At 60.2% G+C, this 20,874-nt stretch carries 19 protein-coding genes; 7 read left to right on the forward strand and 12 right to left on the reverse strand.

Annotated features, from left to right (window positions below; genetic code table 11):
- Positions 1-69 precede the first annotated feature (69 nt).
- The 4 genes from K7431_RS18335 (at position 70) to K7431_RS18350 (ending at position 1,922) form a co-directional block, all read left to right on the forward strand.
- The gene (locus K7431_RS18335; protein ID WP_043205868.1) at positions 70-324 is read left to right on the forward strand and encodes a type II toxin-antitoxin system Phd/YefM family antitoxin; all 255 of its coding nucleotides are present in this window, start codon (positions 70-72) and stop codon (positions 322-324) included.
- Positions 321-575: a Txe/YoeB family addiction module toxin gene (locus tag K7431_RS18340; protein WP_015885808.1), complete on the forward strand. Its 255-nt coding sequence runs from the start codon at positions 321-323 to the stop codon at positions 573-575. Before K7431_RS18335 ends, K7431_RS18340 begins: the two co-directional genes overlap by 4 nt.
- A gap of 53 nt (positions 576-628) precedes the next feature.
- The gene (locus K7431_RS18345) at positions 629-1,132 is read left to right on the forward strand and encodes a DUF6622 family protein (protein ID WP_015885809.1); all 504 of its coding nucleotides are present in this window, start codon (positions 629-631) and stop codon (positions 1,130-1,132) included.
- A gap of 70 nt (positions 1,133-1,202) precedes the next feature.
- A complete protein-coding gene (locus tag K7431_RS18350) occupies positions 1,203-1,922 on the forward strand; it encodes a hypothetical protein (RefSeq protein WP_015885810.1) in 720 nt (239 codons plus the stop codon).
- Positions 1,923-1,972: 50 nt separating this feature from the next.
- On the opposite strand, the gene ptaA is transcribed toward K7431_RS18350, so the two are convergent.
- The 8 genes from ptaA to hmpA form a co-directional block, all read right to left on the reverse strand.
- Positions 1,973-3,067 carry a pyoverdine biosynthesis transaminase PtaA gene (ptaA, locus tag K7431_RS18355; RefSeq protein WP_015885811.1) on the reverse strand — a complete coding sequence of 365 codons (1,095 nt, stop codon included), beginning with the start codon at positions 3,065-3,067 and terminating at the stop codon, positions 1,973-1,975.
- A gap of 159 nt (positions 3,068-3,226) precedes the next feature.
- A complete protein-coding gene (cyoE, locus tag K7431_RS18360) occupies positions 3,227-4,114 on the reverse strand; it encodes a heme o synthase (protein WP_015885812.1) in 888 nt (295 codons plus the stop codon).
- 11 nt (positions 4,115-4,125) lie between these two features.
- A complete protein-coding gene (cyoD, locus tag K7431_RS18365; RefSeq protein ID WP_010206434.1) occupies positions 4,126-4,467 on the reverse strand; it encodes a cytochrome o ubiquinol oxidase subunit IV in 342 nt (113 codons plus the stop codon).
- Entirely contained in the window at positions 4,467-5,093 is a 627-nt protein-coding gene (locus K7431_RS18370; protein WP_010206435.1) for a cytochrome o ubiquinol oxidase subunit III, read from the reverse strand. The genes cyoD and K7431_RS18370 overlap by 1 nt, the downstream gene beginning before the upstream one ends.
- 3 nt (positions 5,094-5,096) lie before the next feature.
- Positions 5,097-7,115: a cytochrome o ubiquinol oxidase subunit I gene (cyoB, locus tag K7431_RS18375; RefSeq protein ID WP_015885813.1), complete on the reverse strand. Its 2,019-nt coding sequence runs from the start codon at positions 7,113-7,115 to the stop codon at positions 5,097-5,099.
- 3 nt (positions 7,116-7,118) lie between these two features.
- Positions 7,119-8,060 (reverse strand): ubiquinol oxidase subunit II, encoded by a 942-nt coding sequence (cyoA, locus tag K7431_RS18380; RefSeq protein WP_043205874.1) that lies wholly within the window; start codon positions 8,058-8,060, stop codon positions 7,119-7,121.
- A 792-nt stretch (positions 8,061-8,852) separates the two neighbouring features.
- Complete coding sequence (locus K7431_RS18385; protein ID WP_015885815.1) at positions 8,853-9,359, reverse strand: disulfide bond formation protein B; 507 nt, start codon at positions 9,357-9,359, stop codon at positions 8,853-8,855.
- A 240-nt stretch (positions 9,360-9,599) separates the two neighbouring features.
- A complete protein-coding gene (hmpA, locus tag K7431_RS18390) occupies positions 9,600-10,781 on the reverse strand; it encodes an NO-inducible flavohemoprotein (RefSeq protein WP_015885816.1) in 1,182 nt (393 codons plus the stop codon).
- A gap of 147 nt (positions 10,782-10,928) precedes the next feature.
- On the opposite strand from hmpA, the gene norR reads away from it, so the two are divergent.
- On the forward strand, positions 10,929-12,473 hold the full coding sequence (gene norR, locus K7431_RS18395) for a nitric oxide reductase transcriptional regulator NorR (RefSeq protein ID WP_015885817.1): 1,545 nt from the start codon (positions 10,929-10,931) through the stop codon (positions 12,471-12,473).
- A gap of 102 nt (positions 12,474-12,575) precedes the next feature.
- Here the strand turns inward: norR and K7431_RS18400 are convergent, their stop codons facing one another.
- Positions 12,576-13,478, reverse strand: coding sequence for a DMT family transporter (locus K7431_RS18400; protein WP_043205876.1), 903 nt, complete (start codon positions 13,476-13,478; stop codon positions 12,576-12,578).
- A gap of 138 nt (positions 13,479-13,616) precedes the next feature.
- Here K7431_RS18400 and K7431_RS18405 point away from each other — a divergent pair, with 138 nt between their 5' ends.
- Positions 13,617-14,492, forward strand: a complete 876-nt coding sequence (locus K7431_RS18405) for a helix-turn-helix domain-containing protein (RefSeq protein ID WP_015885819.1) — start codon at positions 13,617-13,619, stop codon at positions 14,490-14,492.
- Here the strand turns inward: K7431_RS18405 and K7431_RS18410 are convergent.
- From K7431_RS18410 to K7431_RS18420, 3 genes are all read right to left on the reverse strand, one after another.
- Positions 14,489-16,990 (reverse strand): LuxR C-terminal-related transcriptional regulator, encoded by a 2,502-nt coding sequence (locus tag K7431_RS18410; RefSeq protein WP_043205878.1) that lies wholly within the window; start codon positions 16,988-16,990, stop codon positions 14,489-14,491. The two genes, K7431_RS18405 and K7431_RS18410, sit on opposite strands and share 4 nt — an antisense overlap.
- A 241-nt stretch (positions 16,991-17,231) precedes the next feature.
- Entirely contained in the window at positions 17,232-18,590 is a 1,359-nt protein-coding gene (locus K7431_RS18415) for a DUF1329 domain-containing protein (RefSeq protein ID WP_015885821.1), read from the reverse strand.
- 26 nt (positions 18,591-18,616) lie between these two features.
- Positions 18,617-20,407, reverse strand: a complete 1,791-nt coding sequence (locus K7431_RS18420; RefSeq protein WP_015885822.1) for a DUF1302 domain-containing protein — start codon at positions 20,405-20,407, stop codon at positions 18,617-18,619.
- 79 nt (positions 20,408-20,486) lie between these two features.
- Between K7431_RS18420 and K7431_RS18425 the strand changes: the two genes are divergently transcribed.
- Complete coding sequence (locus tag K7431_RS18425; protein ID WP_148270936.1) at positions 20,487-20,729, forward strand: hypothetical protein; 243 nt, start codon at positions 20,487-20,489, stop codon at positions 20,727-20,729.
- Positions 20,730-20,874 lie beyond the last annotated feature (145 nt).

Below are 20,874 nucleotides of genomic sequence, written 5' to 3' on the forward strand. Positions count from 1 at the left end.
TTGATAAGATGCTCCTTGAAGACATGTACGTATTTCTGTACGTTTCAACCATCGATCGAGGACGCCATCATGGAAACCATCAACTACACCAATGCCCGCGCCCATCTTTCCGAAACGATGGATCGGGTTAACGAAGACCACGTACCACTGCTGGTAACACGGCAAAAAGGTGAGCCGGTGGTGATGATTTCGTTGTCAGAGTTCAATGCGCTTGAAGAAACGGCCTATCTGCTGCGCTCGCCTAAAAATGCCGAACGCCTCATCAACTCAGTCAACAGCCTGCAAGCTGGCAAAGCCAAGCCAAGGCGGTTGATTGAAGAATGAACATACCCTTTACCCCTGAGGGCTGGGACGACTACCTCTGGTTTCAACAAAACGATAAGGCCGGGCTCAAGCGTATCAATTTGCTGATCAAGGCCATCCAGAGAGATCCGTTTGATGGGGTTGGAAAACCTGAACCCCTCAAGCACAACCTGAGTGGTTTCTGGTCGCGGCGGATTACAGCAGAGCATCGTCTCGTATATGGAATAGAAGACAATGAGGTACAGATTCTGATGTGCCGCTATCACTACTAACAACCTGCTCAGACCGATCTGAAATTGCCCAATGCAGCGCAAGGAAGCATTCGATGCTTGATATCCTCCAAGGCACGCCCGTTTGGGTTTACGCCATTTACCTGTGGGTCTGCTACTACGGCATCAAGGCCTGCCTGGGCGGCCGCGAGAATCGTCGCTCGCTGGTGATCTTGCCGGTGGTGCTGGTGGTGTGGTCGCTGATGTCGCTGGCGCCTTCAATCTTGTCGAGCGGCGCCTGGGGCGGCGGCGCGGCTCTGGGCAGCCTGGTGGGCATGCTGCTGTTCAATGCGCAAGGCGCCCGGCTGGATGCCAATGGCGAAACCCTGGTGTTGCCAGGCACCTGGAAGACCCTGCTGATCTCACAGTTGTTCTTTGCGGTGAAGTATTACTTCGGCTACCAACAGGCGGTACATCCGTTGCTGCTCAGCACGCCGTCGATGCTGATGACGCTGGGCGGCGTATCGGGCTTTACCGTGGGCCTGTTTTGCGGACGGGCAATCCGGTTGCAACGGACGCTGACGGCATTGCGTCGGGACAAGGGCATTGTGCTGCCTTGACCTGATCCCCCTGCGCGCTGAAAATGCGCGACGCTTTTTTGTCCTCGTTTACTGAAGTAGTGAAATTTCAATGTCCGATTCTTACACCGAAAAATCCGCCCCCGAAGAATCCGTAGTCGCCTTGCAGTCCAAAGCCGAGTACGAAAACGCCATCAATCTTTCACAGCATGTGCCGGCCGCCAAGATCATCAGCGAGATGGTGCTGGACGCTTTTCACACCTCCAAGGAAAGCGACCAGATCCGCGAGCTGCGCGTGGCGATCCGCCAGGCCCATGACGCCTTCGACGACGACAAGGCCTATGACCTGATGGGCCAGCTCAAGCAACTCAAGGATGCAGAAGCCGCAGACAACGCCGCCCTGGAAAACCTGAGCAGCCAGTTTTCCATCAGTCGCATCCTGTCCAGCTTCAAGGACGACCCCGAGTTTCAGGAGTTGGTCTACGGTTTGGCGTTGAAGGTGCTGAACCAGAGCCACCAGGCCATCAGCAACCCGAGCGCCGGCAAGAGCAAGGCGTCACGGCCCAAGAAAGAAGCCGAGGTGTTTGTGATCAGCAAGGATGGCATCAGCGTCACCCTGCCGCTGCGCACGCCGCGCTCGAAGCTGAACGTTGACCGTGAGGCGTTCGAGTTTTTGGGCTTCAGCTTTGTGGGTGAAGGCGATGAAGCGGAGCTGGAGGTGGAGAGCTTTGTGGATAACGCCGGCACCGAGCAGCCGTTGAACCGCAAGAGCGTGATCACGGCGTTGCAGCAGCAGATGGCGTTTGAGGGGTACAGCATCGCGCAGCAGTAACTGACACCATGGAGTAACTGTGGGAGCCCCCTCCCACAGCTTGAATTGTGTCAGTTGATCGGTTCGATCTGCGCCGCAAACACTTCGCGAAACCGCTCCATCTCCAGCTTGTTCCCTACTGTCACCCGCACCCACTGCGGCCAGTCTTTCCACACCCGTCCGATCAGCACGCCTTGCGCGGCCAGTTTCTCGATCACCTGCGCCGCCGGTTGTTTCACGTCGATCATGAAACAGTTCGCCTGGGAGGCCGTGCAGGTGAACCCACGCCCTTTCAGCCAGGCGACCGTCTCGTCGCGCAGTTGGTTATTGAGCGCCTTGCGTTGCGGCAGCAGTTTCACATCTTCAAGGCTGGCGAGGCCGCCAAGCAGGGTACAGCCCGCCGGGACGTTGTCGCCGCCAAACACGGCCAGCCGCTCCAACAGCGCCGGGTGGCCGATCGCCAAGCCCAGGCGGGCGCCGGCCATGCCATAGATTTTCGAAAAGGTGCGCAGCACCAGCAGGTCGTCGTGGTCCTTGACCCAACTGACGACGCTGGGCACGTCGGCGAAGTCGATATAGGCCTCGTCCACCACCAGCACGCTGCCTTTGGGTTTATCCGCCAAGGCTTGGCGGATGGCGTCGATGGGGGTCACGGTGCCCGTGGGGTTGTTGGGGTTGCACAGGTAGAGCATCCCGGCCTGTGGATCGGCGGCGAGCATGGCCGGGATGTCGTGGGCGTGGTCGGCGTTCAGGCTGACCTCCTTCACCGGCGCCCTGCTCGACTCGGCGGCCTGACGCGGCACTTCGTAAGACGGCGTGGGCATTACCAGGCCGCGGGTTTCGCTGGTGAATGCCAGCACGGCATAACGCAACGCGGCCATCGAGCCTGCGAAAACGGCCACTTGCTCCTCGGCAATGCCTTGCTGCTGGGCAAACAACCCGGCCAGGGCGTACATGTGTTTGTAGGGATAACGCCCGGACGTGGCGATCCCTTGCTGCATTGCGTCACGGGCGGCGCGTGAGGGCCCGTAGGGGCTTTCGTTGTAGTTGAGCAGCACCTTATCAGTCTTGGTCGGCGGTGGGCTGGCAACGGCCCAATCCAGGCGCCCCAGCAGTGGCAGGGCTGCGCCCAGGGCGAGAAGGGACCGGCGACTGACGGTGACCATAGGGCTACTCCTTGTAAAGACGTCCTTATAGACGGGTGATGGATTCGCACAACTCGTACAGAGGGGTATGACGAGATAAACCTCCGCAGATTTAAACCCGCGCCCAAGAAAAAGCCCCGCGCTTCTCTCGAAGGCGGGGCTTTTTCACTGCGAGGCCACTCAGTGAGCGTAGGTCAGCAACAGCTCTTTCGGCACTTGGAAATCCAGGGACATCATCACGCTGAGCGCGGTGATGGTGAAGATCGAGAACACGAACAGCTTGCGGGCCCAGACGGTGTCGTCCACCGCCTTGTAGCCGGTCCAGGCCATGTACAACCAGTACATGCCCATGGCCGCCGCGACGGCGAGGTAGCTCATGCCGGCGTAGCCACTGAAGGTCAACATCAAGGTCGCCACGAGGAAGGCCAGGATGTACAGCAGGATGTGTTTCTTGGCGACCTGGATGCCACGCTTGACCGGCAATACCGGAATCGACGCAGCCAGGTAGTCGTTGAAACGGAAGATCGCGATGGCGTAGGAATGCGGCATCTGCCACAGGCTGAACATCACCAGCAGCACCAGCGCAGCCATGTCGAAGCTATTGGTCACAGCCACATAACCAATCACCGGCGGCATCGCCCCCGACAGACTGCCCACCAGCGTGCCGTGAACCGACTTGCGCTTGAGGTACAGGCTGTAGAGGCCGACGTAGATGACAAAGCCGATCACGGCAAACAACGCCGCCAACGGATTGGCCACCTTGTACAACAACACCACGCCGGCGACACCCAGGACGGTCGCGAAGATCAGTGCCAGCTTCAGGGAGATCAGGCCCTGGACCAGCACGCGATTCTTGGTGCGCTCCATCTTGATGTCGATGTCGCGGTCGATGCAGTTGTTGAATACACAACCGGAAGCTACCACCAGGGACGTACCGATCATCGCAGCCAGGAAGATGGCCAGATCGACATGTCCCTGGGAGGCCAGGAAGAAACCGCCCGCCACAGAAAGCACGTTACCGAAAATGATCCCCGGTTTGGTGATTTGGATAAAGTGCTTAAGCGACATCGGGTCTTACCTCACTTCGCCATCATGAACGTATGGATGCTGAACATGATCCATATCGACAGGCCAACCAGCAGCAGGATTACTAAGCCTGCGAAGACGAACGCAATCACGTTATCGCGCTGCTCTTTAGAGCGGTCCAAGTGCAGGAAGTACACCAGGTGAACCAGCACCTGAATCACCGCGAACGCCAAGACGATCATCAAGGTGATCGACTTCGGCAGGGTCGGGTACATCACCAGACCGAACGGGATGAGCGTCAGGATTACCGACAGGATGAAGCCGATAGCGTAAGACTTAACGCTGCCGTGGCTCGCATCATGGCTGTCATGGTCATGGGAGTGTGCATTAGCCATTACAGAGTCCCCATCAGGTAAACAACGGTGAAGACGCAGATCCAGACCACGTCCAGGAAGTGCCAGAACAGGCTCAGGCAGCTCAGGCGAGTCTTGTTGGTGTTGGTCAGGCCGTGTTTATTGACCTGATACATCATCACCGCCATCCACAGCAGGCCGGCCGTTACGTGCAGACCGTGGGTGCCGACCAGCGTGAAGAACGCCGACAGGAAACCGGAACGGTGCGGGCCGTAGCCTTCGGAGATCAGCAGGTGGAACTCGTTGATCTCCATGCCGATGAAGCCCAGGCCGAACAGGAAGGTCAGTGCCAACCAGCTCAGTACGCCTTTTTTGTTGCCCTTGTAGAAGGCCAACATGGCGAAGCCGTAGGTGATCGAACTGAACAACAGCAAGGCAGTTTCGCCGAGCACGTAAGGCAGTTCGAAGATGTCGTGGCCCGACGGGCCACCCGCTACGTTGTTTACCAGTACCGCGTACACCGCGAAGATCGACGCAAACAAGATGCAGTCGGTCATCAGGTAGAGCCAGAAACCGAAAACGGTCATCGGCCCCGAGTCGTGGTGATGGTCATCGTGCCCATGGTCATCGACATGGGCGTGTCCAGCATTGGTCACTAAGTTCGACATGGTTTAAGCCTGTTCCAACGAGGTTTCTACACGGTTGGCCGGGATTTTCTTCTCGGCGACCAGGCGAGCGTGTTGCTCGGCTTCGATGCGTTCGATCGTTTCGACCGGCACCATGTAGCCTTGATCATCACGTGCAGCGTGGACGATGAAGTAACCGATGGTGCCCACCAGGCCCACGATTGCCAGCCACCAGATGTGCCAGATCATCGCGAAACCGAACACGGTCAACAGCGCACCCATCACCACGCCAGTGGCGGTGTTGTTTGGCATGTGGATCGGTTCGTAGTGCTTAGGACGCTGGTACGCAGTACCGTCTTCCTTGGCTTCGGTGAACGCATCAATGGTGTTCGCAGTCGGGATCACGGCGAAGTTGTAGAACGGTGGTGGCGACGAGGTCGACCATTCCAGGGTGTGGCCATTCCATGGGTCGCCGGAGTCGCAAGCGTTCTGCTTACGGTCACGGATGCTCACGTACAGCTGGATCAACTGGCAGGCGATACCCACAGCGATCATGATTGCACCGAACATGGCGACGTACAGATACGGCACCCACTCAGGGTTGGTGGTGGCGTTCAGACGACGGGTCATGCCCATGAAGCCCAGTGCATAGAGCGGCATGAACGCGACGAAGAAGCCCGAGATCCAGAACCAGAATGCAGCCTTGCCCCAGCCTTCGTGCAGCTTGAAGCCGAACGCTTTCGGGAAGTAGAAGCTGAAACCAGCGATGTAACCGAATACAGCACCACCGATGATCACGTTGTGGAAGTGAGCGATCACGAACAGGCTGTTGTGCAGGACGAAGTCAGCACCCGGGATGGCCAGCAGTACGCCGGTCATGCCGCCGATGGCGAAGGTCACCATGAAGCCCAGGGTCCACAGGACCTGGCTGGTCATGCGCAGACGGCCGTGGTAGATGGTGAACAGCCAGTTGAATAGCTTCACCCCCGTCGGGATGGAAATCAGCATCGTCGCCAGGCCGAAGAAGGCGTTGACGCTGGCCCCCGAACCCATGGTGAAGAAGTGGTGCAGCCACACCATGAAGCCCAGTACGGAGATTGCGCCCGATGCGTAAACCATCGAGTGGTGACCGAACAGGCGCTTGCCGGTAAAGGTCGAGATCACTTCGGAGAAGATACCGAACGCTGGCAGGATCAGGATGTACACCTCAGGGTGACCCCATGCCCAGAACAGGTTCACGTACATCATTGGATTGCCACCAAGTTCGTTGGTGAAAATGTGGAAATCCAGGTAACGGTCAAGCGACAGCAGCGCCATGGTAGCGGCCAGGATCGGGAACGAAGCCACGATCAGGACGTTGGCCCAGGTGCAGGTCCAGGTGAAGATCGGCATGTCCATCAGTTTCATGCCAGGGGCGCGCATTTTCAGGACGGTGGCCAGGAAGTTGACCCCCGTCAGTGTCGTCCCGAGTCCTGATAACTGTAGCGCCCAGATGTAGTAGTCCACACCCACGCCAGGGCTGTATTGCAGGCCCGACAATGGCGGATACGCAACCCAACCGGTCTTGGCGAATTCGCCGACACCCAGGGATACGTTGATCAGCACAACGCCGGAAACCAGCAGCCAGAAGCTCAGGGAGTTCAGGAACGGGTAGGCAACGTCACGGGCGCCAATCTGCAGCGGCAAGGCAAGGTTCATCAGGCCGGTGAAGAATGGCATCGCCATGAAGATGATCATGATCACACCGTGGGCGGTGAAGATCTGGTCATAGTGTTCAGGTGGCAGGTAGCCAGGCGAACCCTCGGTGGCCATGGCCAACTGGGTACGCATCATGATGGCGTCGGCAAAACCACGCAGCAGCATGACCATGGCCACGATGACGTACATGACACCGATTTTCTTGTGGTCGACCGACGTCAACCACTCGGTCCACAGGTAGGTCCACTTCTTGAAATAAGTGATTGCTGCAAACAGTGCCAGACCACCCAGCGCGATCATGGCGATGGTAATCATCACAATCGGCTCGTGGAACGGGACCGCATCCCAACTTAATTTACCAAACATCGTTTACTCCTCTGCCCCAGCAGTTGAATGCGAGCCCGTGTCAGAACCTTCAACCGCGGCCACTTCTTTCTTCTCGTGCTTGACCGGCTTGCCTGGTTTCATGCCTTCGTACTTGTCGACGATTTTCTGAAACAGGTTCGGCTCATACGTGGAGTACAGGGCGACTGGGTTGTTCTGGCTTGGTTTGGTCAGGGCGTCGTATTCAGCTTGATCAAGCTGTTTAGGTGCGGCCTTGACTTCGGCTACCCAGGCGTTGAAATCTTCCTGGCTCGTCGAGATGGCTTTGAATTTCATGCCGGTGAAGCCAGCGCCGCTGTAGTTCGCGGAGATGCCTTCCATTTCAGCTTTTTCGTTGGCGATCAGGTGCAGTCGGGTCTGCATGCCTGCCATCGCGTAGATCTGACCGCCCAGGGCAGGGATGAAGAACGAGTTCATCACGGCGTCGGAGGTGATCCGGAAATTAAGCGGGGTGTTTTCCGGGAAGCGGATCTGGTTAACGGTGGCGATACCCAGGTCCGGGTAGATGAACAGCCACTTCCAGTCCAGCGCGACCACTTCGATGTTGATCGGCTTGACGTCGGACTCCAGCGGACGGTACGGGTCCAGCTCGTGGGTCGACTTATAGGTGATGTAACCCAAGGCGATGATGATGAGGATCGGAACCAGCCACACCGCGATTTCGATCTTGGTGGAGTGCGACCACTTCGGCGCGTAGGTCGCGTTGGTGTTCGACGCGCGGTATTTCCAGGCGAAGGCGAAGGTCATGATGATCACAGGCACCACGACCAACAGCATCAGCAGGGTGGCGGTGATGATCAGGTTTCGTTGATCCAGACCGATCTGTCCTTTTGGGTCCATCAAGGTCCACTTGCAGCCTCCCAGCATTAACATCATGCCCAGCAGCGGCAAAAAGCCTAGTAATCGGGGGTACCTGTTTTTACTCATCTCACGACCTCTAAAGCAGCTTGCGCAATGCAGTTGGGTTTTGATCGCCAACACTTCACCCTGCCAAGGGTTGGCATTTCTCTTCGATTGAATAAGAGCCTGCCCGTCACGCCATAACTGTACGTTTCACGGACCTGCGGTGAGTTCTTATTCGATTTCGTGGTTAAAGGCCTTGTTACAGACCAATTCCATTTGGTGCGGATAGTTGAAAGGCTGCCGGAACCTTGGGGTCGCACAGAGCCATCCATCTGCCCCTCGACCGCTCCAGTGCTCAAATATTGAACAGCACAGGACATTCAGTGCGGGCGATTGTAGTTAGCTAGCGATGTATAAACCATGTCTTATAAAGAAATAATTTTTATCGATTACAGCAATAATCCTTCACCATTATTGCAACGGTTCGCGATCTTATCGCGTTCAATTCTCAACAAAAACCACAAAAATTGCCGTGTTATAGGGCAATCCGCCACAGCCCTTACAGCGCGTAAGGGCATGCCAAACCGATGCAACCCCCCATAAAACAAGGCATTCGGACATCACCGAATCGCTGGTTCGGCGTGAGGTGCGTGGCATTGGCGCAACCACAAACTGACAGCACATCTTGGCCGCTTGATGCAAATTTAAGCAGCCGTTTGGCCGGTCAGAAACGTCCTGCGGACGCTTCCGTGTGACAACATGTCGCACGCTGCGCGCACCTGAAATTGTCCGGCGTCACGTTCTGTTCACAAATTCCCACAAGCAAAAACGCCCCGGCCTTCCACTAAGAAAGACCGGGGCGTTTGGGTGATGAGCTCAGGCTGTGTGCTGGCGATTCCGGTAGATACCCAGCGGTACCAGGATCACCGTCAGCACGAAGGCAACCAATGCCCACTGCGCCAGCGACAGGCCGAGTACGGGTGGATAAGGGGTACTGCAGAAGCCGTCGACCTGGAAGCCCAGGGGAAACACCTTGGCCAGGGGCAAGTCATCGACAATCGGTTGCAGCACATCGATGCCGCAGCTCACCTGAGGGAAGAACTGGGTGTACACATGATGGCCGGCGGCGGCCACCCCGCCGAGGGCGCTGAGTATCACCAGGCCTTCAAACAGCGTGAGGGCGCCTTTGGTGCGCATGGCTGCGCCGATGAACGCGAAGATCGCGATCAACAGCAAGGCGTAGCGTTGCAGGATGCACAGCGGGCATGGGGCCTCGCCCAGTACGACCTGCATGTAGAGCGCACCGCCGATCAGCGCCAGGCAGATGATGCCCAGCAACACCAGAAAGCGCCGCTCCCTGCCTAAACGCAATTCGTCACTCATCTCCGTTTCCCTTTGCCTGATTATGGTTGTGGCGTATGGCCGCAAGTTTACACACAGGGAGTGGTTTAAACAGAGGGGGTTAACGGGGGATTAATCTGGAGAAATGTTGTGGCGGACCTGTGGCGAGGGAGCTTGCTCCCGTTGGGCTGCGAAGCGGCCCTAAAAAGATGGGAGCGCTGCGCACTGGAGCGCCAGCCCGGTCCAACGGGAGCAAGCTCCCTCGCCACAGGTTATGTGTACCTATTCCAGGGCCGCCGCTGGGCCGAAGAATTCATAGCGGCTTTGTTTTTCGGGGACACCCAAGGCTTTGAGGTGGCGCTTGATCGCGGCCATGAAGCCTTTAGGGCCGAGGAAGTAGGCATCGATGTCGCGCTGCTCGGGCAACCAGGCGGCCAGTTGTTCCTGGCTCAGCAGGCCGACGTTGTCCGCTGCGGGGCTCACGCCGTCGTCTTCGGCGTAGCAGTAGTAACGCTTGAGTTGCGGGTGCTGGGCCGCCAGGGCATCCACCCAGTCGCGGAACGCATGCACGGCGCCATTACGTGCGCAGTGGATAAAGTGCACCGGGCGCTCAGTGGCCAAGGCGGCTTCGAGCATCGGCAAGGTCGGCGTGATGCCTACCCCGCCGCTGATCAGCACCAACGGTTTGTCGCTGGCCGCCAGGGTGAACTCGCCCGACGGCGGGAACAGGTCGATGGTCGCCCCGACGTGCAGTTGGTCGTGCAGGTAGTTGGACACCCGCCCACCCGCTTCGCGCTTGACGCTGACGCGGTACTGGCCCGCATCCGTCAGGGCCGACAGCGAATAGTTGCGGCGCACTTCTTCACCCTCCAGCACCAGCTTCATGCCGGTGTACTGGCCAGGCGCGGCGGCGAGGACCGGGCCGTTATCCACCGGGGCGAAATAGAAGGAGGTGATTTCAGCACTCTCCTCCACGCGCTTGACCAGCGTGAACGGCCGCGCACCGCGCCAGCCGCCGGGGGCCTGGGCTTTCTCCTCATAGATCGCCGCCTCGGCGCCAATCAGGATATCCGCCAATTGGCCGTAGGCTGCACCCCAGGCATTCATCACCTCGGGGGTCGCGATCTCGCTGCCGAGCACTTCGGAAATGGCGCGCAGCAGGCAGGCGCCGACGATCGGGTAGTGCTCCGGCAGGATCTGCAGCGCCACGTGCTTGTTGATGATCTTGGCCACCAAATCGCCAAGCTGGTCCAACTGGTCGATATGCCGCGCGTACATCAACACGCCGTTGGCCAGGGCGCGAGGTTGGTCGCCGCTCGCCTGGTGCGCCTGGTTAAACAGCGGGCGAACCTCCGGGTACTCAGAGAGCATCATGCGGTAGAAATGGGTGATCAGCGCTTCGCCACCGCTTTCCAGCAAGGGCACGGTGGATTTGACGATGGCACGGTCTTGGGCACTAAGCATGTGAGCCTCCTGGGCTTCTTCACTGATTACCCTGACGCACTCAGTATTCGTGCCAACTTATAAACCAATATTTTTCAGTGAGTTAAATGACTGGTAGTCAATATGACTTCCTACAATATATAGTCATAATGACTACAAGGAGTCATTATGACTGCGAAATCACTGCTCACCACCCTGCTCCCCTTGGTCGCCGACCTGTCCCGCGAACTGCCCGAAGGCGAGCGTTACCGCCGCCTGCTGCAAGCCATGCGCGCCCTGCTGCCCTGCGACGCCGCCGCGCTGTTGCGCCTGGACGGCGACTCGCTGGTGCCGCTCGCCGTCGACGGTTTGAGCGCCGATACCCTGGGCCGGCGCTTCAAGGTCAGTGAGCATCCGCGCTTCGCCGTATTGCTGAGCAGCCCCGGCCCCACGCGCTTCGACAGCGACAGCGAATTGCCCGACCCCTACGACGGTCTGGTCGATGGCCTGCACGGCCACCTGGAAGTGCACGACTGCATGGGCTGCCCACTGTTTGTCGACGACCATCCCTGGGGCTTGCTGACCCTGGACGCGCTCGACACAGAACGTTTCGAACGCGTTGAGCTGGATGCCCTGCAAGCCTTCGCCAGCCTCGCCGCCGCCACCGTCAACGTCGCCGAGCGCATCGAGCGCCTGGCCCTGCGTGCCGAAGACGAACACCAGCGTGCCGAGATCTACCGCCAGGCCAGCGGCCAGCAGCACAAGGAAATGATCGGGCAGAGCAAAACCCACAAACGCCTGGTGGAGGAAATCAAGTGGGTGGGCGGCAGCGACCTCACCGTGCTGATCACTGGCGAAACCGGCGTGGGCAAGGAACTGGTGGCCCAGGCCATTCACGCCGCCTCACATCGCGCGGACAAACCGCTGATCAGCCTCAACTGCGCCGCCCTGCCGGAAACCCTGGTGGAAAGCGAGCTGTTCGGCCATGTACGCGGCGCCTTTACCGGTGCGCTGAACGAACGCCGGGGCAAGTTCGAGTTGGCCAATGGCGGCACGCTGTTCCTGGATGAAGTGGGCGAGCTGTCATTGACGGTACAGGCCAAGCTGCTGCGGGTGCTGCAAAGCGGCCAGTTGCAGCGCCTGGGGTCGGACAAGGAGCATCAGGTGGATGTGCGCTTGATCGCCGCCACCAACCGCGACCTCGCTGACGAAGTACGCAACGGCCGCTACCGCGCCGACTTCTACCACCGCCTCAGTGTGTACCCGCTGCAAGTGCCGGCGCTGCGCGAGCGCGGGCGCGATGTGTTGCTGCTGGCCGGTTTCTTCCTTGAACAGAACCGCTCACGCATGGGCCTGGGCAGCCTGCGCCTGACCAGCGATGCCCAGGCGGCACTGTTGGCCTATAACTGGCCAGGCAACGTACGAGAGCTGGAACATTTGATCGGACGCAGCGCGCTGAAAGCCCTCGGCAACTGTCGCGAGCGTCCGAAGATTCTCAGCCTGAGTGCACAGGACCTCGACCTGCCCGATGTCAGCGCGCCGGTGGTCGAAGCGCCGGTCGACACCGGCCTCGCTGTCACCGGCGACCTACGCCAGGCCACCGAGCATTACCAACGCCAAGTCATCAGCGCCTGCCTGGAACGCCACCAGCACAACTGGGCCAGCGCCGCTCGCGAACTGGGCTTGGACCGCGCCAACCTCGGCCGCATGGCCAAGCGCCTGGGGATGAAATAAAAGGATCCCCTCCTCTAAATGTGGGCTTGCCTGCGATAGCGGTGAACCAATCAAAGATAAGGCGGCTGACATACCGCCATCGGGGGCAAGCCCCCTCCCACACTAGACAGCCTTCGCCTCGAAAACCGGGCTCGTAACCTTAGGCTTACGAAACACCAACACATTCCCCACCATCACCAGCACCAACCCCGCCAACGCCGGCGCGGTCCACTGATACCCCTCGGCAAACGCCGACACATTCAACGCCACCACCGGGAACAGCACCGTGCAATACGCAGCACGCTCCGGCCCCATGCGCCCCACCAGCGTCAGGTACGCCGTGAACCCGATCACCGACCCTGGAATCACCAGGTACCACAACGCCCCGACATAACGCGCACTCCAGTCCATCTCGAACGGGATCCCGCGCACCGCGCAATACGTTGCCAACATCGCCGCGCCATACGCCATGCCCCAGGCATTGGTGGTCAACGGCCGGAGCCCAGCCTTCTGCTGCAGACTCGAGAGCATATTGCCGGCCGAAAAACACATCGTCCCCAACAATGCCAAGCCCAGGCCAAGCAGGGTCTGCGGGCTAGCGGTATGCCCCACCACTTCCGGCCAGAACAACAAGCCCAACCCGGCCAACCCCAGGCCGCCGCCCATCAACACATTACGCGCGACCCGCTGGCCGAAAAACACCCGGGCATTGAGTGCATTCCACAACGTGGCCGTGGAAAACACCACCGCCACCAGGCCGCTGGGGATCCATTGGCTGGCGGTCAGGAAGCACATGAAGTTAACGCAGAACAGGCACAAGCCCTGAGCGACGCAGATCAGGTGCCCGCGGCGGTTCATCACCTGCAACTTGCGGCTCAGCAGCAACAGCGCAAACAGCACCAGCGCCGCCAGGCCGAAGCGATACACGATGGACACAGGAATCGCCACCACGCCCAGCTGCCATTTGAGGGCAATCCAGGTGGTGCCCCAGATCAGCACGGTGAGTAAGTAGAGGGAAAGGTTCATGACGGGCTCCGGTGGTTGAGCCCCAGTGTCACCCTGCCCCTGTGGAAGGGTGTTGCACAATCTTGCGCTTTTGTCGGGCAGCGGGCGCACAGCGCCAGCATCGCGGAGTAGGATGCAAGGCGTCGGAGAGTATTCACCATGCCAGATCTGGAATCCCTGCAAGTCTTTCAAGCGCTTAACCGCTCGCCCAACGCACGGCTCGAAGCCTGCGCCGAGCTCGGTGACGGATTGTCTGCAGCCTTGTGGAGCAACCACCACGACTCGCAGGATTACCAGGCGCCCAGCCATCACACCCTGTCGTGCTACATCGGCGGCGGCACCGGCACGTTCCGGCGCGACCAGCCCGGCACCAAGGGTGGGCCGGACAAGCTGTGCATCTTGCCCGCCGAGCATCAGTCAGCGTGGGTGATCAATGGCGAGATTCGCCTGGCCCATGTGTATTTCAGCCCGGAGCAATTTGCCCTCGGTTGCATCACCCTGCTCGACCGCGAACCCCGCGCGTTGCAACTGCGGGAAAGCACCTTTCTGGAGGACGCCAGCCAGGCCCGACGCTTTCACCAGTTGATCGCCCTCAACTGGCACGAACCCGCCGAGCGCCTGCTGACCAGCAGCCTGGCCCATGAAATGCTCAGCCATACCTTGCTCAGCCAGGTAGGCGCGCGCGAGGGGCTGCGTTTGAAAGGCGGGCTGGCGGCGCATCAACGGCGGCGATTGGTGGAGTACATCGACCAGCACCTGGAAGACCCGATCAGCATGGGCCAACTGGCCGGGATGTGCGCGTTGTCCGAGTACCATTTCGCGCGGATGTTCCGCCAAAGCTTCGGCCTGCCGCCCCATCAATACCTGCTGGCACGGCGGCTGACCCGCGCCCAGGCGCTACTGCGCAGCGGCGCCTTGCCCCTGGGCGAGATCGCGTTGCTGTGCGGTTTCTCCAGCGCCAGCCACTTCACCCATCGTTTTCGCCAAGCCATGGGCGCCACGCCCGGCGAATACCGCCAGGCGCTCGGCGCTTAGGTCATCAACCCCAGGGCCTTGGCCTTGGCCACCGCTTGTGTACGTCGCTCCACACCCAACTTGCTGTGGATGCGCCGCGCATGGGTTTTGACGGTGTGCAGGGAGATAAACAGCCGATCGGCGATTTCCAGGTTGGAGTTACCAAGGGCGATCAACTGCAGCACTTCCAATTCGCGCTGGCTCAGGGGGTTGTCCACCGCGCCCGGCGTTGACGCCTGCGGCTCCATCCCCAGCTCACTCAACAACCCCGGCGAACGCAAACGCAGTTCACGAATCGCCTGCTGCACCTGACAACGACCGGCCAGTTCCAAGCCGGTTTGCAGCGAGCGACGCGCCAGGGCAGCGTCGCCCAATTGCCAGGCCACTTCACCCAATACCAGGTGCAGCTCGGTTTCCAGGCAGAGCATGCCGCGCTGGTGGGTGGTTTCCAGCAAGGCACTGAGCCGCGCCACCGGTTGTTCGGCGCAGCCCAGTTTGACCTCTGCCAGCACCAGCAAATATTCCAGGCGCGGAATCAATTCCAGGGTGGCCGGCGGCGCCTGTTTGGCCAGGGGCCCACGGAAGTGGCGGAGCACACGGCGCACCGCTTCTGCCGTCAGTTCGGCGCGACCTTGCTGCAGCCAGAAATGCCCGCTGACCAACAGCAGCACCGCACGGTACACCGTCTCGGGCACCTGGCGTTGCTGCATCAGCCGTTCCGCGTCGCGCAGCTGCACAAAGGCCTGGGCGTAGTCGCCACGGTTGGCGGCCAGCAGGGCCAGGCCGAGAAAACCATAAAGGACGCGCTTATCCTGGCTGTGCAGGCACATTTTCAAGCCTGCCTGGAAGCAGGCGTCCGCCAGGCTGTCTTGCCCCTGGCGCAATGCCAAGTGCCCGCGCCGCAGGGCAATACGTCCCACCAATGGCCCGGCCTTGAGCCGCTGTTTGAGCAACATCGCCTGCACGTTTTCCAACAAACTCTGTGCCCGATAGGGTGCACCGCGCTGTTCCAGCAACTGTGCGTGATCCAGTTCGAGCAGGGCCTCGAGCAACAATGAACCCTGGGCGCGCGCCAGGCACAGCGCTTCACGGTTCAGGGCCTGGGCAACGTCCAGCTCGCCGCGCAGCAAGGCTTGCTGGGTCAGGCCCGACAGGCACATCAACCGCGAGGTCCAGGCGCTGTCGGGCAAGGCTTGCAACGCTTCAAGGAAATGCTCGCGGGAACGCTCGGCGTCACCGCCCAAGTGCAACAGCCAGCCCCACTGCGCTTGCCAGCGCGCGAGTAAATGCCGCTGCAGTGCCGCCGTCGGTTGCGGAGCGAAGCGCGCCAACTGGTCGATGCATTGCGCGGCCTGGTCGAAGCGCCCGGCGAACAGCAGCGCCGCCGTCACCAGCCCCACCAGTTGCGCCGAGCCGAGCATCAATTCGTCGCCGTGCTGTTCATGCAGGCGCAACAGCAACACCGCGTTCTGCTGACGGAACAAGTCCTCGAAACTGAAATGCTGTAACAGGCTCACCGCCACTTCATATTCTTCGGCCAGCAGCGCTTGTTCAAACGCAGCCTGCCAGTCCTGCTCGGTGGTGAACCACTGGCAGGCGCGACGGTGCCAGGAACGTTTGGCCGGCCAGGGCTCATCGCGCAGCAATTGGGCGAGCGGTGGAAAAACCTGCAACCAGTCGGTGTCTTCCCAAGGCTGGATAAATGCACCGAGGGCCTGTAGGTCGCGCAGGTAGTGGTCACCGTCGCCAAAGCCGAACAGGTGCTCGCACAATCCGGTGTTGAAGCGCGGCAGATGGGCGAGCACGCGCCAGGCTTCGGCCAGTTCCGGCGGCAAGGTACTGAACAGTTCGTGCTGCAAGTAGTCGAGCAAGGTCTTTTCCGGGTGCCCTTCCCCGAGCAAAGCGATACGCACACCGGCACACCAACCGCCGCTGAACTGCAGCACGCTGTCGACAGAAAGCCCCAGCGCCGGATTGAGCAGTTGCTGAATTTCCTCAGGGCTGAACGCCAGATCGGCACCGCACTCCAGCAACTCATCGTCGAGCAGCAACCGTGGCCAATTGCACATCGGCCGGCGCCGCGCCCCCAGCCACCACGTCAACGCCGGGCTGCTGACGGTGAGCAAGCGGTCGAGCAACGCGTCGGTGTCGGGGGTGGGCAAGCGACAGAAGTCATCGAGAAACACCCACGCCGGCGTCTGCCACTGAGTGAGGTCCAGCAGCAGCGTCGCTTCATCGGTGAATGACAGGCCGAGGTTCTGCGCCAGGCGTCGGCAAACGTCGACCGGGCTTAAGGCAACACCGTTGAACGGTAGCCAGTACACCTGGCACCCCACCGGCGCCTGCAATGCACACTCGGCCAGCAACGCACTCTTACCGCTGCCACCCGGGGCGCACAGCAATTTGACCCTGACCTGCGCCGCCAGCAAAGGCTCGGCCAGGCGTGGGCGCAGCAGATGGTGGGCGGACAGCCGAGGCATGAATCCAGGACGGTCCAGGCAGCGTGTCATGGCGGTCATTGCTGCATCCTGCGTTCTTATTGTTATGCAACCAGGCACCTACCCTAGTCCTGTGTTTGGCGGTTGTTGAAGAAGTATTCAGCGGGGTGATTTCCAGCCATGCATAAAACCCCATGTGGGAGGGCCGGTGCGACGATTCGACTTGCTCCCGATGGCGGTGTATCAGTCGGCCCATCCATTGACTGACACGCCCTCATCGGGGGCAAGCCCCCCCACCTGTTTGACCCTGCTTCGATCCGGATCAGCGCACCCCTTCAGCCCTCAGCGCAGCCGGCGTGTAGTCCGCCGCCTTGGCATTGAAACCAAACACAAAGCTGCTCTTCTCCTCGTTCTTCATGCCCAGCGCGATGTAGCGCCCGGCGATGATGTCGTAGAGGGTTTCCACGGTGTACGCCGGGGTCTGGTGGTTGTAGTAGAACTGCGCATGACCTTCGGCAACCCGCCACAGTTGGCCACGGCCGTCGTAGTGGTCCACCAGCGCCACCTGCCAGCTGTCCTCGTCGATGTACATGTGGCGCTTGGCGTAGATATGCCGCTCACTCGGCTTGACCGTGCCCACCACTTCCCACACGCGGTGCAGCTCATAGCGGGTCAGGTCCTGGTTGATGTGGCCGGCCTTGATGATGTCGTCGTACTTGAGCGTCGGTTGGTCGAGCTTGTAGCTGTTGTAGGGGATGTACATCTCCTTCTTGCCCACCAGCTTCCAGTCGTAGCGGTCCGGGGCTCCGGAGAACATGTCGAAGTTGTCGGAGGTGCGCAGGCCGTCCGAGGCGGTGCCCGGCCCGTCATACGCCACTTGCGGCGCACGGCGTACGCGGCGTTGGCCGGCGTTGTAGATCCAGGCCAGGCGCGGCTCTTTCACCTGGTCGAGGGTTTCATGCACCAGCAACACATTACCCGCCAAGCGCGCCGGCGCGGTCACCGACTGCTTGAAGAAGGTCAGCACGTTGGCGGCCTTGGCCGGGTCCATGTCGGGGATCAGTTGCGGCACCGCCACTTCTTCCTCGAAGCGGATCGGCGTGTAGCTGCCGTTGGTCTGCGGCGTGGCCTGGGTGATGATGCGCCGCAGGTTGCCGCCGTGATAACGGGTGATGTGGTTCCACAGCACCTCCACGCCATTCTTCGGAATCGGGAACGCGTAGTAGCGGTTGCCGGTGAAGTTCTCCAGGCCGTTGCCGTCGTTGATCGGCTTGACGTTCAGCGCGCTGCGCTTGATCGATTCGTAGATCTCCGGCGGCAGGTTGACCGTGCGGTGGGTCGGGTACACCGGGATCTTGTAGGTCTCGGGGTAGCGTTTGAACATCGCCACCTGGCCGTCGGAGAGTTTGTCCTTGTACTTGTCGACAGTGGCGGCGGTGATCACGAACAGCGGCTTTTCACTGGCAAATGGATCGGCCAGGAAACCCTTGCTGTCCACCGCACCGGCGTTTTTCGGAATGCCGCCGGTCCAGGCGGGAATTGAGCCGTCGGCGTTGCCGGCTTTTTCGGCGCCTACCGGGGTCAGGGTGGTGCCGAGCTTGGCGGCTTCTTCCGGTGACACGGCGGCCATCACGTTGGCTGCCAGCAGGCTGAGGGCCATTACCGCAAATATCTTACGCATAGAGTCTTGTCCTTCTTTAAGCCAGATCAGAAGTTCACGCCGAAGCTGAGGGCGAGGAAGTCACGGTCGGTCAGGGTGTTGTAGTCGCCACCAAAGAAGTCGGTGTAGCTGAGGCTCGCGGTGTAGGTGTTGCGGTAGTCCGCATCCACGCCAACACTGATGGCCTTGGCGCCTTTGTTGAACAGGCCGTTGGGGCCGTAGCCGGCAACGTCGTGGGACCAGGAGAGGTTGGGCTTGAGGTTCACCCCGGCAATCGCGTTGTTGTAGTCCAGGATCGCCCGTGCGCGGTAGCCCCAAGAGGTAGAGGTGACAAAGCCGTCGGTATCACCCTGAAAACCGTAGGCACCGTAAACCGAGTCTCGGCCGTAACGCAGTTTGGATTTATCTTCCAGGCCGGCGACATGCACAACAGCCGCTTCGCCCACCAACGTCAGGCGCTCGGCGCCCAGGACCTGGTCGAAGAACTGGGTCATGGTGCTTTGGATCTGGGTGATTTCCTTGCGGCGGTAGCCTTTGTTGTCGTCGCCGAAATTGCTGCGGATCGGCGAGGCGGCCTGGCCGGCGACAGGGTTGATCAAGGCCAGGGTCAGGTCCGTGGTATTGAGTTGCACCGGGGCATTGGGCCGGTAGCTGATCTCGCCGGTCCATGCCGTGCCCGTGGGCAAGGTGGTGGAGAAGCTGGCGCCGAACAAGCGGATATCTTCGGGATAATCCAGGTAGTACTGGCCACGGCCAAGCATGAGGCTCTGGACCAAGCCCGCGCCGGAGCCGGGCGCGATGCCGTTGGCGGCGCCGGAGATAGCGCCCAGGGTGGCCAGGCTGGTGTTGTTGGTGATGGTCCCCACCGTTGGCGTACGGCTGTGATAGTTCATGAAGTACAGGCCGTATTCGGTGTCATCCCCCAGCCAGCGCAAGGCGGTGCCGAACTGGCCGGAATCCCGCGCATCACGGTCGCCGGCACGCCGCACGATCACCCCTTCATTGGTCACGCCAAATCCTTGGCCGAACGCCGCCGCCACAGGTTGCAATGGCCTGATCGCCGGGTTCCCGACGGTGTAGTTGTTGGTGCAGCCGTCCGCCGCCACATCGCCACCAAAGAAGGTGCCGCAGTTGTCCAGCACCGTCTGGTCCCACTCCAATTGGTAGAAGCCTTCCAAGGTCAACTGGTTGGTCAGGCTCTGGGAAGCGAACAGCATGTTGACCGGAATCAACCCCTCCTTGATCTCGGCGCCCGGCCGACGAAATGCCGAGACGTCGATGGGGTTGATGCTGTTGATGGAGTTACCGATGAAGGTGCTTTCGCCCCAGCTCACCACCTGCTTGCCCACCCGCACCGTGCCCGGCAAATCACCCAGCGAATAGTTGTGGTAGACGAAGGCGTCGAGGATTTGCGCGCCGCTGGACTTGGCGCCTTCCTTGCGGTTGTGGTTGCTGATCGGCTTGAACTCGCGGTCTTCGTCCTGGAGCTCGAAGTCGTACCAGTACTTGCCGCGCACAAATACGCCCGTATCGCCGTACTTCAATTCAAGGTCGTGCAGGCCCTTGAAGATCTTGGAAAAGGTTTCGCCCTTCTTGAAGTTCAGCCGGCCGTCATCCCCGGTGGACGCTTGCCCGGTGCCGCCATTGACGGTGCCCACCAACTTCTTGTCCGCATCGCGCATGCCCCAACTCGCGCCCACCGACAGCGAGGAATCGAATTGCCCTTCGATCTCGCCAATGTTGAACGAAACAGCCTGTGCCTGCGCACAGCAACCCAACGCAACCGCAGCGGCCAGCGCCTGTGGCTTGAAGATGGCGCGCATTGTTGTTTTTGTCATGCGTCTTCCCCGGTGAGTGACAGAAGGCCCCACCCTACTGCCGACTATCGGGAGCGATAAGCGCACCAAGGAGGGATTCGTGTTGTCGCTCGAAAGGATGACAAGGCGCTCTGGCCGGGGTCTGGGCGCACGCATGCGTCGGGTGGATGGCGGGTTATCAGGAGAATGGATGGAGCGCAGCGTGACTGTTGCCGATTCAGCAACAGTCCTTGTCATGAATCGGCATTACTCATTTTGTTACAAGCAGCTATTCTTGCCGGGCTTTCAGGGCAAACCGCTCGCTTCCGCCTTCGGAAGAAAAGCCAGCCTCAAGATGGATTGATGTCTCTATTCAATCTGTTACCCGTGTTAACGGACGTTGATTTGTAGCTCCTTGATCCAACGTCTTACTTCAGCCGCTGCCTTTGCAGCGGCTTTTTTTTTGCCAAAAATAAAACGGGGCGCCATCAGCGCCCCGTAGGATTAAA

The organism is Pseudomonas fluorescens group sp. (assembly GCF_020093335.1).
Lineage (GTDB): Bacteria > Pseudomonadota > Gammaproteobacteria > Pseudomonadales > Pseudomonadaceae > Aquipseudomonas > Aquipseudomonas petroselini.